The organism is Salinicola lusitanus, from assembly GCF_003206045.1.
GTDB lineage: Bacteria > Pseudomonadota > Gammaproteobacteria > Pseudomonadales > Halomonadaceae > Salinicola > Salinicola lusitanus.
In genome coordinates, this window is record NZ_PZJM01000006.1 from 157,719 (window position 1) to 173,945 (window position 16,227).

The 16,227-nt window shown below is 65.6% G+C and carries 9 protein-coding genes; 8 read left to right on the forward strand and 1 reads right to left on the reverse strand.

Annotated elements, in window-relative coordinates:
- Positions 1-196: 196 nt before the first annotated feature.
- Both DOM45_RS11825 and lolA read left to right on the forward strand, forming a co-directional pair.
- Entirely contained in the window at positions 197-3,751 is a 3,555-nt protein-coding gene (locus DOM45_RS11825; protein WP_425353336.1) for a DNA translocase FtsK, read from the forward strand.
- A gap of 107 nt (positions 3,752-3,858) precedes the next feature.
- Positions 3,859-4,515, forward strand: coding sequence for an outer membrane lipoprotein periplasmic chaperone LolA (lolA, locus tag DOM45_RS11830; protein ID WP_110600771.1), 657 nt, complete (start codon positions 3,859-3,861; stop codon positions 4,513-4,515).
- A gap of 78 nt (positions 4,516-4,593) precedes the next feature.
- Here the strand turns inward: lolA and DOM45_RS11835 are convergent, their stop codons facing one another.
- Positions 4,594-5,946, reverse strand: coding sequence for a replication-associated recombination protein A (locus DOM45_RS11835; RefSeq protein ID WP_110600772.1), 1,353 nt, complete (start codon positions 5,944-5,946; stop codon positions 4,594-4,596).
- Positions 5,947-6,328: 382 nt separating this feature from the next.
- Here DOM45_RS11835 and DOM45_RS11840 point away from each other — a divergent pair, with 382 nt between their 5' ends.
- The 6 genes from DOM45_RS11840 (at position 6,329) to DOM45_RS11865 (ending at position 16,163) form a co-directional block, all read left to right on the forward strand.
- Positions 6,329-6,871, forward strand: coding sequence for a hemerythrin domain-containing protein (locus tag DOM45_RS11840; protein WP_110601126.1), 543 nt, complete (start codon positions 6,329-6,331; stop codon positions 6,869-6,871).
- A gap of 107 nt (positions 6,872-6,978) precedes the next feature.
- Positions 6,979-7,878 carry a LysR family transcriptional regulator gene (locus tag DOM45_RS11845; protein ID WP_110600773.1) on the forward strand — a complete coding sequence of 300 codons (900 nt, stop codon included), beginning with the start codon at positions 6,979-6,981 and terminating at the stop codon, positions 7,876-7,878.
- Positions 7,871-8,689, forward strand: a complete 819-nt coding sequence (murI, locus tag DOM45_RS11850; protein ID WP_110600774.1) for a glutamate racemase — start codon at positions 7,871-7,873, stop codon at positions 8,687-8,689. Before DOM45_RS11845 ends, murI begins: the two co-directional genes overlap by 8 nt.
- Positions 8,690-8,723: 34 nt before the next feature.
- Positions 8,724-9,848 (forward strand): tRNA (uridine(54)-C5)-methyltransferase TrmA, encoded by a 1,125-nt coding sequence (trmA, locus tag DOM45_RS11855; protein ID WP_110600775.1) that lies wholly within the window; start codon positions 8,724-8,726, stop codon positions 9,846-9,848.
- Between the two features lie 205 nt (positions 9,849-10,053).
- Positions 10,054-14,871 carry an NAD-glutamate dehydrogenase gene (locus tag DOM45_RS11860; protein WP_110600777.1) on the forward strand — a complete coding sequence of 1,606 codons (4,818 nt, stop codon included), beginning with the start codon at positions 10,054-10,056 and terminating at the stop codon, positions 14,869-14,871.
- A gap of 191 nt (positions 14,872-15,062) precedes the next feature.
- Positions 15,063-16,163, forward strand: a complete 1,101-nt coding sequence (locus tag DOM45_RS11865; RefSeq protein ID WP_110600778.1) for a hypothetical protein — start codon at positions 15,063-15,065, stop codon at positions 16,161-16,163.
- Positions 16,164-16,227: the final 64 nt, after the last annotated feature.

Below are 16,227 nucleotides of genomic sequence, written 5' to 3' on the forward strand. Positions count from 1 at the left end.
TCGATCGGCGCTCGACGCAACCCGCGCCCCCTGTGATGTCGGCGCGGGCCCCGGTATGATGGCGGGTTGAAAACACCGGGCCCGTCCTGGGGCCGGTCATTGATCGCCAATGCCGCGAGCGGAATGGAATGCCGCCAGCGGCGTGGCAGTTGACTGCGCTACGCCACGCCATACCGGGCGCGAGGGGGTTGATCATTTGAGTGCCAAGAGTTCGGCCAAGAAGAGCCGTCGTTCATCGACGCAAGCGCAAGCCAGGGAGCAGGCGCGCCACGTGATCATGCGCCTGCAGGGCGTGACTCGCGAGGGCGCCGTGATTCTGCTGCTCGCCATCTGCGTTTTTCTGCTGTTGGCTCTGTTCAGCTACACACCGACGGACCCTGGCTGGTCGCACAGCGGGCCGGACCAGTCGGTCTCGAACTGGATGGGCAAGATCGGCGCCTGGTTGTCCGATGTCCTCTATTCGCTATTCGGCGCCAGCGCGCTCTGGTGGCCAGGCATGTTCGGGCTGGGCGCCTGGCGACTGATGCGTCAGGCTCAGGTCCAGATAGCCTGGGACCCGATGGCGCTGGCCGTCCATACCGGCGGGCTACTGCTGTTGCTGATGAGCACGACCACGCTGGGTGACCTGCACTTCTACAGCGCTGCCAGTGACCTCCCCAATCAGGCGGGGGGCATTCTCGGTCGTGGCATTGCCAATTCCCTGACCGCCCTGGTGGGCGTGCGGGGAACCACCCTGATTGCCATCGCGGCGTTCATGTCGGGTTTCACGCTGTTCACCGGCATGTCGTGGTTGACGGTGATGGACGAGCTGGGCAGTTCGTTGAACCGACTGTTCCACTGGACGAAGTCACGGGCCAGCGAGCGCCGCGAAGCACGCCAGAACCGACGATCCGACAAGGCCGATGCCCGCCGGGACGCGGCCGAGTCGATGGAGCGGGATCGCCCAGACGACCGGGTCGATGCGGCCGTGGCGGACGAGGACGAACCGCCGGCCAGGACATCCTGGTGGGCCAAGTGGCTGCCATGGCACAAGGCGCCCGATCTGGAGCGCTGGGACCACGACGAGTTGGAGCATGCCCGTCAGTCACGCCAGGAGCCCGGCTGGGAAAATGTCGTCGGCGCCGGCGAGGGCCTGGAACATCGCGACTCCTCGATGTGGCGCCACGATGGCCGGACCGACATCCCGTGGGACGTGCCGGCGCGAACGCCCTCCGCCAAGCGCCCCGAGGCTTCCTATACCGCCCGTCAGCAGCGCGACGAAGCGCGCGAGCCGACGTTGGGCCGTCTGCCCGCGACCGACGCCGACGCCTCAGCGCGGACGATGACGCGTGGCGAACCGGGGCGGCCGGCAGCCTCCGATTCGGTGACGCCGGGCCGGATATCGGCCGCCGACTCCTCGGCCGCGACGGCCGCGGCCTCGCAGGCGGGTTCGGCAGCCGACTCGACCGCTTCTCCGGAAAGGATGCCCTTCCGGGCCGACGTCACACGACGGCGTATACCCGATGCCTTCCAGGCCCCGGGAGAGACGGCTTCTTCTCCGAGCGGCGCTACCGGCAGTGAAGCGCCGTCGAGCGAGACTGCGCGTGACGACCTCGACGATCGTCGCCCCGAATCGCCGGTCAACGGGGTCTCGGCCCGCGACGACGATGCGCCGGTCCAGCAGTGGGGAATTCGCGCCGAGCGCCACGATCCGGCAACGGATCGGCATCACGCCACGATATCGCGGGACGATGCACCCGAAGAGACGGTCGAACGCGCGGGCGAACCGGAACAGCCGGCGCATCGGCGTACCGGTGTCGACTGGAGCCATATCGAGGCGGAGAGCGGCGACATGCCGGCGGACCCGACGCTTTCCTCATCCCTGGCCGATGAGGAACCTCGTATCGAGGGGGCGGCGCGGCAGCGCCAGGAGCCGCGTTTCGATGTCGCCGCCGAAGAGCGGCACGACGTGCCTGGTCCGGTCTCGCCGGAGCGCCAGCCGCCGCGTTTCGATGTCGCTGACGAAGAGCGGCATGACGCGGCCGGCCCGGTCTTGCCGGAGCGCCAGCCGCCGACCGCGCCAGCGCCGCCCGTCGCTCGCCCCGATCCCGCGACACCGGCCGCGCCGAGTACAATACCGAGCGGCGAAGGCCCGCTGGCCACCGCGGATCAGGCCAGAGCGGCTGCCGAGGACCAGCCGACGCTATGGACCGTCGAGCATCTGCAGAGCCAGCGTCCGGTAATGGACGATCTGCCGGAGCCGAGCGGTAATCTGCCGTCGATTCGTCTGACCACGCCCGCCGACCCAGAGCAGCCGAACTACTCGCCGGAACAGCTGGAAGACATGGCCGAACTGCTCGAGATGCGGCTGCGCGAGTATGGCGTCAAGGCGGAAGTGGTGGAGACCTGGCCGGGGCCGGTCATCACCCGGTTCGAAATCCGCCCTGCGGCCGGGGTGAAGGTCTCCAAGATCAGCAACCTGGCCAAGGACCTGGCGCGCTCGCTGATGGTCAAGAGCGTGCGCGTGGTCGAGATCATCCCCGGTAAACCGACCGTCGGGATCGAGATTCCCAACCCGCATCGGGCGATGATTCGGATTCGCCAGGTGCTGGACTCGGACGTCTATCAGCATGCCGAGTCGCCGGTGACGCTGGCGCTCGGGCACGACATCGGCGGCAAGCCGGTGGTCGCCAATCTCAACAAGATGCCCCACCTGCTGGTGGCGGGCACCACCGGTTCGGGCAAGTCGGTGGGGATCAACACCATGCTGGTGTCGATGCTGCTCAAGGCGACCCCGGACGAAGTCCGAATGATCATGGTCGATCCCAAGATGCTGGAGCTCTCCGTCTACGACGGTATTCCTCATCTGTTGGCCCCGGTGGTGACCGACATGAAGGAGGCGGCCAACGCACTGCGCTGGTGTGTTGCCGAGATGGAGCGACGCTACAAGCTGATGGCGGCGATGGGGGTGCGCAACATCGCCGGATTCAACGCCAAGCTCGACGAAGCCGAGAGCCATGGGGCCCAGGTTCAGGACCCGCTGTGGGAGCCGCAGCCGTGGGAGATGCACCAGCCGCCGCCGACACTGGCGAAGCTGCCTTACATCGTCGTGGTGATCGACGAGTTCGCCGACATGTTCATGATCGTCGGCAAGAAGGTCGAGGAGTTGATCGCGCGGCTGGCCCAGAAGGCGCGGGCAGCGGGTATTCACCTGATCCTGGCCACCCAGCGGCCGTCGGTCGACGTGGTGACCGGGCTGATCAAGGCCAACATCCCCACCCGCATGGCGTTCCAGGTGTCGTCCAAGATCGATTCGCGCACCATTCTCGACCAGGGCGGTGCCGAGAACCTGCTGGGTCACGGTGACATGCTCTACCTGCCGGCCGGGGCCGGCATGCCGCAGCGCGTCCACGGCGCCTTCGTCGATGACGACGAGGTGCACCGCATCGTCGAGGACTGGAAGCGCCGGGGCGAGCCCGAATACATCGAGGAGATCCTCTCCGGGGGTGTTTCCGCGGACGCTCTGGCCGGGCTCGAGGCCGAGGGTGGCGGCGATGGCGACGATGCCGAGCAGGACGCGCTCTACGACGAGGCGGTGCAGTTCGTCACCGAGACCCGTCGGGCGTCGATCTCCGCCGTGCAGCGCCGTTTCAAGATCGGCTACAACCGCGCGGCGAGACTGGTCGAGGCGATGGAGCAGGCGGGTGTCGTCTCGTCCATGGGCAACAACGGCTCCCGCGAAGTCTTGGCGCCGCCCCCCGTCGGGCACTGATTCGAGCGGCCACGAGGAATTAAACCCCGTGGCCGTTTTGCTGTCCTAGCATTCACCAGATTCATGATCGTCGATCTCGGATCGACGATTCCCGATAAGGAATGTCCATGCGCAAGATGAAGACCTTGGCCTTGGCCGGATCGCTGTTGCTGGCGCCGGTATTGATGACCCAGTCGGCACTGGCGGATCAAGCATCCGCCGATCGGCTGACCCACCTGCTCGAGCCGCTGAAGACCTACTCCGCGGATTTCGAGCAGCAGATCCTGGATGCCTCGGGCTCCAGCCTGCAGGACACCAGCGGCCACATGTGGCTGTCCCGCCCGGGGCATTTTCGTTGGGAAGTGAACGAGCCCTACCGGCAACTGGTCGTCTCCGACGGCAACGAAGTCTCGCTCTACGACCCCGATCTCGAGCAGGTCACGATCCAGCCGCTGGACGACCGGGTCACCCACACGCCGGCACTGCTGCTCTCCGGGAGTGCTTCCGAACTCGCCGACAACTACGATGTCACGCGACAGCAGCAGGGCGCCAGCGAGACCTTCACACTGGTACCGCAGGCCAACGACACCCTGTTCGAGCAGCTCAAGCTGACCTTCTACGGCGAGCAGCTCGATGCGCTGCAGATGACCGACAGCACCGGCCAGCGCACCGCGATCGATTTCGACAACGCGCAGACCAATGTCGATATCGATCCCGCCCAGTTCCAGTTTCAGGCCCCTGAAGGTGCCGACGTGATTCGCGAGCAGTCTCCCGCCACGCCGTGACGCCAGGCTCGCCGCTCGACTCGCCCCGCCGTGGTCTCCACGCCGGGGCGAGTGCCGTTTGACGGCAGGCGACGTCTCTCAGGAGTCGCCGTCCGCCTGGCGATCCAGCTCCTCGCGCCAGGCCTGCATCTGCTGGAAGCGTTTCTCCTGACCGTAGTCGCTGGGCTCGTAGAAGCGGGTCTGCGGCAGGTTCGGCGGCCAGCAGTCGTGGCGGCTGCCGGCCGGGTAGCCGTTGGGCTCGTTGTGGGCGTAGCGATAACCCTCGCCGTAACCCAGCGAAGCCATCAACTCGGTAGGGGCATTGCGCAGATAGACTGGCACCTCCAGGTCGGGATGCTCGGCGACGAATGCCTTGGCCTGGCTCCAGGCCTGATCGATGCGGTTGCTCTTGGGGGCGATCGCCAGGTGGATCACCGCATGGGCAATGGCGCGCTGGCCCTCGTAGTCGCCCAGCCGCAGGTAGGCGTCCCAGGCGGCTATCACCAGCGGCAGGGCGCGCGGATCGGCGTTGCCGACGTCCTCCGAAGCGATCGCGGCGAGGCGCCGGACGATGTCCAGCGGATCACCGCCGCCGCTGATGAATTGGGCGACATAGAGCAGCGCGGCATCGGGGCGCGACGAGCGAACCGACTTGTGAATGGCCGACAGCACGTCGTAATAGTGCTCCCCCTGTTTGTCGAACGCCGCCGCCTGATGCCCGATCACCTCGATCACGGCGTCGCGATCGAGAATCTCGCCGTGCTCGTCGCTCTTGACGAAGTCACAGGCGGTCTCGAGCAGGCCGAGGGCGCGGCGCGCATCCCCCGATGCCGCCCTCGCCAGAATCGACAGCGTCTCGTCGCTGGCGCGGATATTGCGCCGCCCGAGGCCCAGAGTCTCGTTGCCGAGGGCGCGTTTGAGCACCGTGATCAGCTCGCTCTCGTCGAGGGCTTTCAGGACATAGACCCGGGCACGGGAGAGCAGCGCCGAGTTGACCTCGAAGGAGGGGTTTTCGGTGGTGGCGCCGATCAGCGTCAGCAGGCCGGATTCGACGTGGGGGAGCAGGGCATCCTGTTGGCTCTTGTTGAGTCGATGGATCTCGTCCAGGAAGAGAAGGGTGCGGCGATCGCGCATCTGCCCCTCGCGGGCTCGTTCCACCGCCGCCCGAATCTCCTTCACCCCCGCCATCACCGCCGACAGCTGCTCGAGCCGGGCGCCGGAGGCTTCGGCGAGAATCTCCGCCAGCGTGGTCTTGCCCACCCCGGGAGGGCCCCACAGGATCATCGAGCGTACGCTGGCGGTCTCCGCCATGCGTCGAAGCGGCTTGCCCGGACCCACCAGCGCTTGCTGGCCGATGTAGTCATCGAGGGTGCGCGGGCGCAGACGGTAGGCGAGGGGCGCGCTGTCCGGATGCGGGTCGCCTCGGGAGGCGTCGTCGGAAAATAGGTCCATGGGGCTTCCAGGCTGGCTGACGGCAGCGAAACGGTACATTTCGCTACACTGATTCAGACGTTAGGCGTAGAGCGTTTATCGGAAAAACCGCTAGGGTAGGAAATTCTAGCGTGTCGCTGGAGGCAGGCCCAACCGATCATCGACCAAGATGTCATTCGAGGCTCGTTTGCCGGTCTCCGGCCGAGGTAATCTATGGCGTACTTCGTCGGCTCCGATGGCGGCTGTCGGGATGGCGATGCCTTCGATCACTCCAGGCAACACCGGTGGCGGACCGTCGAGACGGGTTCCGGCACCAATGTCGTCGACAGGCACTACACTAGGCTGACTAGGCGACGGACGTCACTCGACACCGCGCTTCACGGACAGGAGACTCACCATGCCCATGCTGACCCAACTGCGTCAGGACCATGCCAACATGGCGCGCCTGCTGCATGTGTTGCAACTCAAGCACAAGACACTGGCCGACGGCGAGCGTCCTGACTTCCGGCTGATTCGGGAAGTCGTGGACTATATCCTCGATTACATGAACGGATTCACGATTCCCCTCGAGCGTCTCTGCAGCGATCAACTGGCGGCTAAGGCGTCCGGCATCCATGACTTGAGCACGCGTCTGGCCGAGGATTATCAGCATCTGCACGAACAGCTGATGCGTCTGTCCCAGGACCTCGACATGATCCTGATGGATGGCGTGATGCCGATGGACAGGTTCGCCGACGACCTCAAGTCCTATCTCGAAGCGCATCGGGCCTATCTGCGCGCCGAGCGGGAGGAGCTGTTCCCGCTGATTCGCGAGCATTTCGACGAGGACGATCTCGCCCGTCTCGCCGACGAGCTGCCTCCCCAGGCGGGCGCCGAGCTGGCGCGGCTGCAGGAAGCGTATCCGGAACTGTATACCGAATTTCGCGAGGCCCCTTCGCCGCTGTAGGCGTGGCGCCTCGCTTCCCTTCGCTACCCGACACCCCGGCGATCGCCACTGCGCGATCGCCGTCGCTTGCGTAGAATGGCCGCCTGGAACGAGAGGACGGGGGCAGGATGGATCGACTGCAAGCGATGCAGGTTTTCCGCGCGGTCATCGACGCCGGAAGTTTTGCCGGCGGCGCACGGCGCCTGGGCGTTTCCAATGCCATGGTCAGCAAGCAGGTTTCCCGGCTCGAGGAGATGCTGGGCGTACGGCTGCTGGTGCGAACCACGCGGCGTCTGCAGTTGACCGCCGAGGGCGAGCGCTACCTGACCACCGTCGTTCGCCTGCTCGACGAACTTCAGGAGCTGGAGGCTGGCATCGGCGAGCAGCGCGGCGAGATTCGTGGCCGGCTGCGGCTATCCGCGCCGGTGGATTTCGGGGCGCGCTCGTTGATGCCGGCGTTGCAGGCCTTCGAGGCGGCGCATCCGGCGGTGTCACTCGACCTGGTGCTCGAGGATCGCCGCGTCGATCCGCTGGCGGAGGATTTCGATCTTGTGGTGCGAATCGGCGAGCTGGAGGATTCCAGCTTGATCGCGCGGCCCTTGATGCAGATTCCGATGCACCTCTACGCGTCGCCAGGCTATCTCCAGCGCCATGGCACGCCCCGTCATCCCCAGGAGCTTCGGGATCACCGCTGTCTGCACTACACCCTGTCGAGACACGGGCTCTACTGGCCGTTCCGGGTCGACGGCGAGATCTACCGTTTCCGGCTGCAACCGGCACTCTCCTGCAACAACGGCAGGGCGCTGATCGAGGCCGCGGTACTCGGCATGGGATTGACCTTGAAACCGGCGTCCCTGGCCGCGCCGGAAGAGCGGGCCGGGCAACTGGTGCGCGTGCTCGAGGCCTTCGAGATGCCGCCGCTCGATATCCATCTCCTGTACGCCGAACGTGATTACATGCCTGCGCGCCTGCGCGCCTTGATCGAGGCCCTGCTCGGCTATTTTGGCGACGGTCAGCCCTATGATTGACGCATTGATCTTCGATTCCGGTGTCGGCGGGCTCTCCGTCAGCGAGGAGATTCGCCGGCGGATGCCGGATTGTTCGCTGGGCTATCTTTGCGACAACGCGGCGCTGCCCTACGGCACCAGGCGTGACGACTGGCTGATCGAGAGGATCGTCGCCGTCTGCGTGAGTGCGTGCGAACTGGCGCGCCCCCGCGTGCTGGTGGTGGCGTGCAACACCGCCAGCACACTGGCCCTGGCGGCATTGAGGGCGCGGCTACCGATACCGGTCATCGGCACCGTTCCGGCCATCAAGCCCGCGGCCGAAGCGTCCCGCAGCCGGACGATCGGACTGCTCGCCACCGGCGCGACCGTTCATCGGCCATACCTGGACCGGCTGATCGCCGATCATGCATCGGATTGCCGGGTGGTGCGCGTGGCGGCTGATGCCCTGGTGATCCAGGCCGAATCCCATCTCGCGGGCAAGGCGATCGATGCCCGCACGCTCCAGATGGCCGTTGCGCCATTGAGAGCGGCGGCGGAGCTCGATGTCGTGGTGCTGGGGTGCACGCATTTTCCGTTGCTGCGTGGGCTGCTCGAACCGCTGATGCCCGACAGGCTCTGGATCGACTCCGGGGCGGCGATCGCCCGCCGACTGAGTCAGGTGCTCGGTGATACCCGGTCGGTCCCCGCGCCGCCAGGCGAGGCGAGCGAGGCGCCCAGCTGGGCCACGGCGCCCCAGGTCCCGAGTCTGGGTCCGATTCTGAGGCGTTTCGGTTACTCGTCGCCGCTGGCCCTGGAGATCACCCAGCCGGCGGTCGCCACCCCCGTTTCATGAACCATTGCGCCAATTTTGTCCGAGGATTTCTGGTTTGGTGATTTTCGATATTGATCCCTCGCGTTACGACGCCCAGCTCGAAGCCAAGCGCGAGCGCATCGAGCGTCAATTCGATCGCTTTTCGCCACCGCCGCTGGAGGTGTTCGCCTCGCCGCCGTCCCACTACCGGATGCGCGCCGAGTTCCGTATCTGGCACGAGGGAGACGATCTTTTCTACGCGATGTTCGAGGCCGACCCGGAGGCACCGCTTCAGCGAGGCCGAGTCGCCCAGCGCGTTGTCCGTATCGACCGGTTCCCGGTCGCCTGCGAGCGCATCAACGCACTGATGCCGCGTCTGCTCGATGCGATTCGTGATGAGCCGCTGATGCGGCGCAAGCTGTTCCAGGTGGAGTTCCTCACGACCTTGAGCGGGGAAGCGCTGGTCACGATGATCTACCACAAGCCGCTGGGAGAGGAGTGGGAGGCACAGGCCCGCGAGCTCCAGGACCGGCTCGGGGTGTCGTTGATCGGGCGCTCCCGCAAGCAGCGGCTGGTGCTGGATCGCGACCACGTCTGGGAGCGACTCGAGGTGGATGGCCGGGAGCTCCACTATCAACAGGTCGAGAACAGCTTCACCCAGCCCAATGCCGAGATATGTCGTGCCATGCTGCACTGGGCCCGGGACGTCACCGCCGACAGCCAGGGGGATCTGGTCGAGCTATACTGCGGCAACGGCAATTTCACGGTAGCGCTGGCGCCCAATTTCCGGCGCGTGGTCGCCACCGAGATCTCGCGGACGTCGGTCGCCTCGGCCCAGGCCAACCTCGACGCCAACGGTATCGACAACGTGCATGTGGCGCGGATGTCGGCGGAGGAGTTCGCCCTGGCGCTGAGCGGCGAGAAGCAGGGGCGACGTGTCGCCGCCATGGCGCTCGACGAGTGCGACTTCTCGACCGTGCTGGTGGACCCGCCGAGGGCAGGTCTGGACGCCGACAGCTGCGCGCCGCTGATGCGCTATTCCCGCATTGTCTACATTTCATGCAATCCCGATACGCTGGCCACCAATCTGGAGCAGCTGACCCGTACTCATCGGGTGATTCGGATGGCGCTGTTTGACCAATTCCCGTGGACGGACCACTGTGAGTGCGGGGTGCTGCTCGAGCGCCTGCCGTCGGCATGATTCGAGGGGCGGTGCCGGCCCGGACCGGGCCATCATCGCCGCTTGTCAACCGCCGATGCGGCCAGGCAGCCCCGTCGTTGATGCATAACCGACATGCGTCATGACGAAGCTTCAATTGTGTAGGGCGCCATAGGGCGCTGACGTAAGCTTCCAGCCTATTGAATGCGGCCGCCATGTTGACGGTCGATGCCAGCCGAGGTGATAGATGCAACACGTCGCGATCGAGGGAAAAACGGAATTTCTGGAGCAGTTGCAGGAAAAACTGTCCAAGCGGCTCCCCGAGGACAAGGTCAAGCGGATCACGGCGTTCGCCGAGGATCTCTATGCCACCGCGCCTTTCGAAGAGGCTGCGGACCGGCAGCTCGATGATGTCTATGGCGCGACCCTGGCGGCCTGGCATTTCATGCGCACCTTCGATCCCGATGAAGCCAAGGTGCGCGTCTTCAATCCCAGCTTCGAATCGCACGGCTGGCAGTCGCCCCACACGGTGGTCGCCGTGCTGCATCGCGACATGCCGTTTCTGGTCGACTCGGTGCGCATGGAGCTCAACCGCCGCGGTCTCACGCTGCACGCGATTCACAATGCGGTGCTGGCGGTCGATCGCGATGCGCGCCACCACGCCACGCGAATTACCGGCACCCGGGCCAAGCAGGCCCCGGAGGCGCGCGAGTCGATCATCCTGATCGAGGTGGATCGTCATACCGACAGCGAGACACTGTCCGATCTCGAGCAGGGCTTGCGCGACGTGCTGCTGGACGTGCGGACGGCGGTCGCCGATTTCGATCCGATGTGCGACAAGGTCCGTGAGGTCATCGACGCGCTGGACGCCCACAAGCCGAGCGGTATCACCGCGGCGGATCAGAAGGAGACGGTGGCCTTCCTCAAATGGCTGCTCGACGAGCACTTCACGTTCCTCGGCTATGTCGAGAGCCGCTTCGTCGGCACTGGCAAGAAAGCGCGCAGCGAGCGGATCGATGGCAGCGAGCTCGGCGTGCTCAAGCTGGACCAGCCGCGCTACCGGGAGCCGGTGCGATTCGAGCCGGACGAAGGGACGGCGCTGCTGCACTTCGCCAAGAGCGCCTACCATGCGCGCGTGCATCGTCCGACCTATCCCGACTACATCGCCATCACACGCTACGACGCCAAGGGCAAGGCGGTGGGCGAGTGGCGCTTCTTCGGGCTGTTCACGTCGCTGGTCTACAACGAATCGCCGCGCACCGTACCGATCCTGCGCCGCAAGGTCCAGGCGGTCATCGACGCGGCCGGGGTCAACCCGAAAGGGCACAACGGCAAGCTGCTGCTGCAGGTGCTGGAAGTTCACCCCCGCGACGATCTGTTCCAGAGTTCCACCGAGGAGCTGAGCCGGACCGCGTTCGGCATTCTCAACATCCGTGAGCGCCGGCGGGTGCGTCTTTTCATTCGCGAGGATCGGGCTGGTCAGTTCTACTCCTGCCTGGTGTTCGTGCCGCGGGATATCTTTTCGACGGACCTGCGTCTGCGCATCCAGAAACTGCTGTGCGAGGAGCTCGACGCGACCTTCGCCGACTTCAATCCCTATCTCTCGGAGTCGATCCTGGCGCGTATCCAGTTCACGCTGCGTTTCAACGGCGACAAGCCCGTCGATTTCGACAGTCGCGCGCTGGAGAAGAAGGTCATCAACCTGGCCCGCAACTGGCGCGAGGAGCTGCACGGTGCGTTGATCGAGGCGCTGGGCGAGGAGGCGGGCAACCGTCAGGCCCAGGCCTTCCGCGACGCCTTCCCCAGCAGCTACCGCGACGACTTCTCGGCACGCACCGCCGCCAACGACATCCGTCATCTCGAGGCACTCGATGAGGGTGCCCCGATCGGGGTCAGTCTCTATCACCTGGCGGAGAGCGCCGCCGGCAGCGTCAATCTCAAGCTCTACCATCAGGATACGCCGATCCCGCTCTCCGACATGCTGCCGGTGCTCGAGAATCTGGGGCTGCGGGTGATCAGCGAGCGGCCCTACCGTATCGCCAGCGGCCAGCAGACCTACTGGATTCACGATTTCACCTTCGAGTATCGCGGCGCGGGCGATGTTGACCTGGGCGACATGCGCGACAACTTCATCGACGCCTTCTCCAGGATCTGGGTCGGTGATGCGGAGAACGATACCTACAACCGGTTGATCATCGGTGCCGACCTGGAGTGGCGCCAGGTCGCCGTGCTGCGCGCCTACGCGCGCTACATGAAGCAGCTGCGGATCGGGCTTTCGCAGGCCTACATCGCCAACACGCTGGCGGCCCATGCCGACATCACCCGAGGGCTCTCGCGGCTGTTCACGCTGCGCTTCTCCCCCGAGCTCGAGTCCCGTGAAGCGCAGTGCCAGAGCTGCATCGACGAACTCAACGCCATGCTCGATCAGGTCGCCAGCCTCAACGACGACCTGTTGCTGCGCCGCTACGTCGACCTGATCCTGGCGACCGTGCGTACCAATTTCTTCCAGCCACGCGAAGATGGCAGCGCCAAGGAGTACATCTCGTTCAAGCTGGAGCCGAGCAAGGTGCCCGGCATGCCCAAGCCGCGGCCGATGTTCGAGGTCTTCGTCTATTCGCCGAGGATGGAGGGTGTCCATCTGCGCGGTGGCAAGGTGGCACGGGGCGGCCTGCGCTGGTCGGACCGCAACGAGGATTTCCGCACCGAGATCCTGGGGCTGATGAAGGCGCAGCAGGTCAAGAACTCGGTCATCGTCCCGGTCGGCGCCAAGGGTGGCTTCATCTGCAAGCGCATGCCGGAAAACGCCGATCGCGACGCGATCCAGGCCGAGGGGGTCGAGTGTTACCGGATCCTGATCCGCGGCCTGCTGGACATCACCGACAATCTCGACGGCACCACGGTCGTCCCGCCGCGCACCGTGGTACGCCACGATCCGGACGATCCCTACCTGGTGGTGGCGGCGGACAAGGGCACGGCGACCTTCTCCGACTACGCCAACGCGATCTCGATCGAGTACGACTTCTGGCTGCGTGACGCCTTCGCTTCCGGTGGCGCCCAGGGCTACGACCACAAGGGAATGGCGATCACCGCTCGCGGCGCCTGGGAGTCGGTCAAGCGTCACTTCCGGGAGATGGGCCTGAACACCCAGAAGGAGACTTTCAGCGTACTCGGCATCGGCGACATGGCCGGCGATGTCTTCGGCAACGGCATGCTGCTGTCGGACAAGATCCTGCTGGTGGGCGCTTTCAACCACCGGCACATCTTCGTCGACCCGAATCCCGACGCCGCCAAGTCCTTCGCCGAGCGCAAGCGCCTGTTTGCGCAGCCGCGCTCGAGCTGGTCGGACTACGACGAGAAGCTGATCTCGGAAGGCGGCGGCGTCTTCTCCCGCGATGCCAAGTCGATCGCCATCTCGGCGCCGATGAAGAAGGTCTTCGGCATCAAGGCGGACAAGCTGTCGCCCAACGACCTGATCAACGCGATGCTCAAATCCAAGGTCGATCTGATCTGGAACGGCGGCATCGGCACCTACGTCAAGGCCGCCAGCGAGAGCCACGCCGATGTCGGCGACAAGGCCAACGACGGTCTGCGCATCGATGGCCGCGAGCTCAACTGCCGTGTGGTCGGTGAGGGCGGCAACCTGGGGCTGACCCAGCGTGGTCGGATGGAGGCTGCGGAGAAGGGGATTCGCGTCAACACCGACTTCATCGATAACGCCGGCGGCGTCAACTGCTCGGATCACGAGGTCAATATCAAGATTCTGCTCGACGGTATCGTCCAGCGTGGCGACATGACCGAGAAGCAGCGCAACCAGTTGCTGGTCGAGATGACGCAGGAGGTGGGTGAACTGGTCGTGCGGGACAACTATCGCCAGACCCAGGCGCTGTCGCTCTCCGAGCTGCAATCGAAGGAGGGGCTGGGGCCGTACCGCCGGTTCATCAACGAGCTGGAGGCGGCCGGCAGTCTCGACCGGGAGCTCGAGTTCCTGCCGAGCGACGAGCAGTTGATCGAGCGCAGCAACAACGATGGCGGGCTCACGCTGCCGGAGTTGAGCGTGCTGATCTCCTACGCCAAGAGCACGCTCAAGAGCGATCTGATCGCGACGGAGCTGCCCTCCGATTTGCCGTTGCAGCAGCACGTGACGAGAGCGTTCCCCGAGACGCTGGCGGAACGCTATCCGGAGGACCTTTACCAGCACCGCCTCAAGCGCGAGATCGTGGCGACCCAGATCGCCAACGATCTGGTCGACCACATGGGCATCACCTTCGTGCGCCAGTTGCGCGACTCCACCGGCGCATCGCGGGTCGAGATCGCCCAGGCCTATGTCATCGCCCGCGACAGTTTCGGCTTGAACCAGCTGTGGGAGCAGATCGAGGCGCTGGATTATCGTGTCGACAGCCAGACCCAGTACGCCATGATGCTCGACCTGATGCGGCTGTTGCGTCGGGCGACACGCTGGTTCCTGCGTCACCGGGGCTCGCTCGGCGTCAAGGAGTGCGTCGAGCAGTATGCTCCTCAGCTGGCACAGCTGCAGGAAGATATCGGCAACCGTCTCAGTGGCGACGAGCGTGAAGCCTGGAGCCAGCGCCGGGATGCGCTGGTCAAGGCGAAGGTGCCGGAAGGTCTGGCATCGATCGTCGCCGCCGCTTCCAGCCTCTATGCCGGACTGGGGATCATCCAGGCGGCGCGGACCAGTGGCGAGAAGATCCAGCGGGTCGCGGAGACCTACTACACGATCGGCCAGCGGCTGGAGCTGCCGCGGATGATGCAGCAGATCAACAGCTTGGAAGTGCGGGACAGCTGGCAGGCTCAGGCGCGGGAAACGTTCCGTGACGACCTCGATCGCCAGCAGTTGGCGCTGACGGTCAAGGTACTGGGCATGTCGGATGCCCCGCGCGAGATCGAACCCCGGGTCGAGCACTGGCAGGAGTTGCACTCGCCACTGTTCGATCGCTGGAATGCCCTGTTGGTAGAGATCGACTCGGGCTCCCAGATCAGCTTTCCGCTGGTCGCCGTGGCCATCCGGGAACTGGTCGACCTTGCCGAGAGCGAAAGCGAGGGCTAAGGTGGCCTGCAGGCCGGGCGGCAGCCATGCCGCCCGGCATCGCTGCTCCGCCTCGTCAGCCATCAGGTCGGCGAGGCAGTGCAGCGGCTATTCAGCACGGAGGCGCTCTCCCAGGCCCTTTAAGGTGCCTCGGGGAGCGTCTCTGTTATGCTTCGGCTCCGATTCGGTCGCAGAGTGCAGAGAGAGGCCCCATGAAGTATCGCGCGTTTTCCACCCTTATCTTGGCCGTCGGTGTCGCCACCGCGCTGCCCGCCATGGCGCAGAGCGAGGCGCTCAAGCAGGCGCAGGCCGCAGCCGCCAAGGTCGACCTGACCAGCTTCTTCAAGTCCAGCTCCGATGCCCGCAGCCAGAGCTTCTTCTTCGGTGGCGTGCAGCAGCACCCGTTCACCGTCGACGAGGCCGGACGCTACCGCTTCACCAGTTCGACCCTGCCGGGCGAATCCCAGGACTACCGCATCAAGGCCACGCTGATCGATGCCAACGGCAACGTCCTGGCCAAGAGCAGCGGGCTTGGCAACACCGGCGGTCTGGAGATGGAGCAGCGGCTCGAGCCGGGCAACTACACGCTGCAGGTCTCGGGACAGAAGTTCGGCAGCACCAAGACCGGCGGTAACAGCTTCAACATCCAGGTCGATGCGCTGGACGCCAGTGGCAAGGTGATCACCGCCGACCAGGGCGGGGTCGACAACGGTGGTGGCATCATGTTCGGTGGTCCCGGCAGCAGCGGCCGCACCACCGCCTTCGTCGACGACAAGGACGATGTGGCGACGCTCAGCGCGCCGGGACGTGAAGCGGCCGGTGCGGTTGCCGGTGGCGCAGCCGCGGGCAACGGCGAGGCCGCCCCCAAGGGCCCCGACTTCGGCACCGCCAATACCGGCTCGGCGGCCAAGCCGGCGACGGCCGGGCAGGCCAGCGCGCCGGCCGGTGCCTCCGCCCGCGAGCGTCAGCAGGCGCCGCTGCCGAGCAGCTTCGACGAGATCGTCTCCGACATCAAAGTGCTGCAGCAGGGCGAAGTGCTCACCTTCGATGTTGCCCAGGCCGGTACGGTCTCCGTCACCAGCTCGACCTTCCCCGGTCACGAAGGCAGCTTCCGCCTCCAGGCCAAGGTGCTCGACGCCGACGGTCGCACGGTGGCCAGTGACGAGGGCTCGCTGGCCGATGGCAACTTCGATATCAAGACCGAGCTCCAGCCCGGCCGCTATCGGGTCTGGGTCAAGGGCCAGCGGTTCGGCTCGGCGATGAACTCGGTCAACAACTACACCCTGCGCGTACAGCAGCTCGATTCACGGTAATCCACGCCTCTTCGCGGCACGACACCCGGCGCCTCGGCGCCGGGTTCGTCGTTCATGGACAGGG

Coding starts and splice junctions, on each gene's coding strand:
- lolA (WP_110600771.1), top strand. CDS start 3,859: ATGCGCAAGATGAAGACCTTGGCCTTGGCCGGATCGCTGTTGCTGGCG.
- DOM45_RS11835 (WP_110600772.1), bottom strand. CDS start 5,946: ATGGACCTATTTTCCGACGACGCCTCCCGAGGCGACCCGCATCCGGAC.
- DOM45_RS11840 (WP_110601126.1), top strand. CDS start 6,329: ATGCTGACCCAACTGCGTCAGGACCATGCCAACATGGCGCGCCTGCTG.
- DOM45_RS11845 (WP_110600773.1), top strand. CDS start 6,979: ATGGATCGACTGCAAGCGATGCAGGTTTTCCGCGCGGTCATCGACGCC.
- murI (WP_110600774.1), top strand. CDS start 7,871: ATGATTGACGCATTGATCTTCGATTCCGGTGTCGGCGGGCTCTCCGTC.
- DOM45_RS11860 (WP_110600777.1), top strand. CDS start 10,054: ATGCAACACGTCGCGATCGAGGGAAAAACGGAATTTCTGGAGCAGTTG.
- DOM45_RS11865 (WP_110600778.1), top strand. CDS start 15,063: ATGAAGTATCGCGCGTTTTCCACCCTTATCTTGGCCGTCGGTGTCGCC.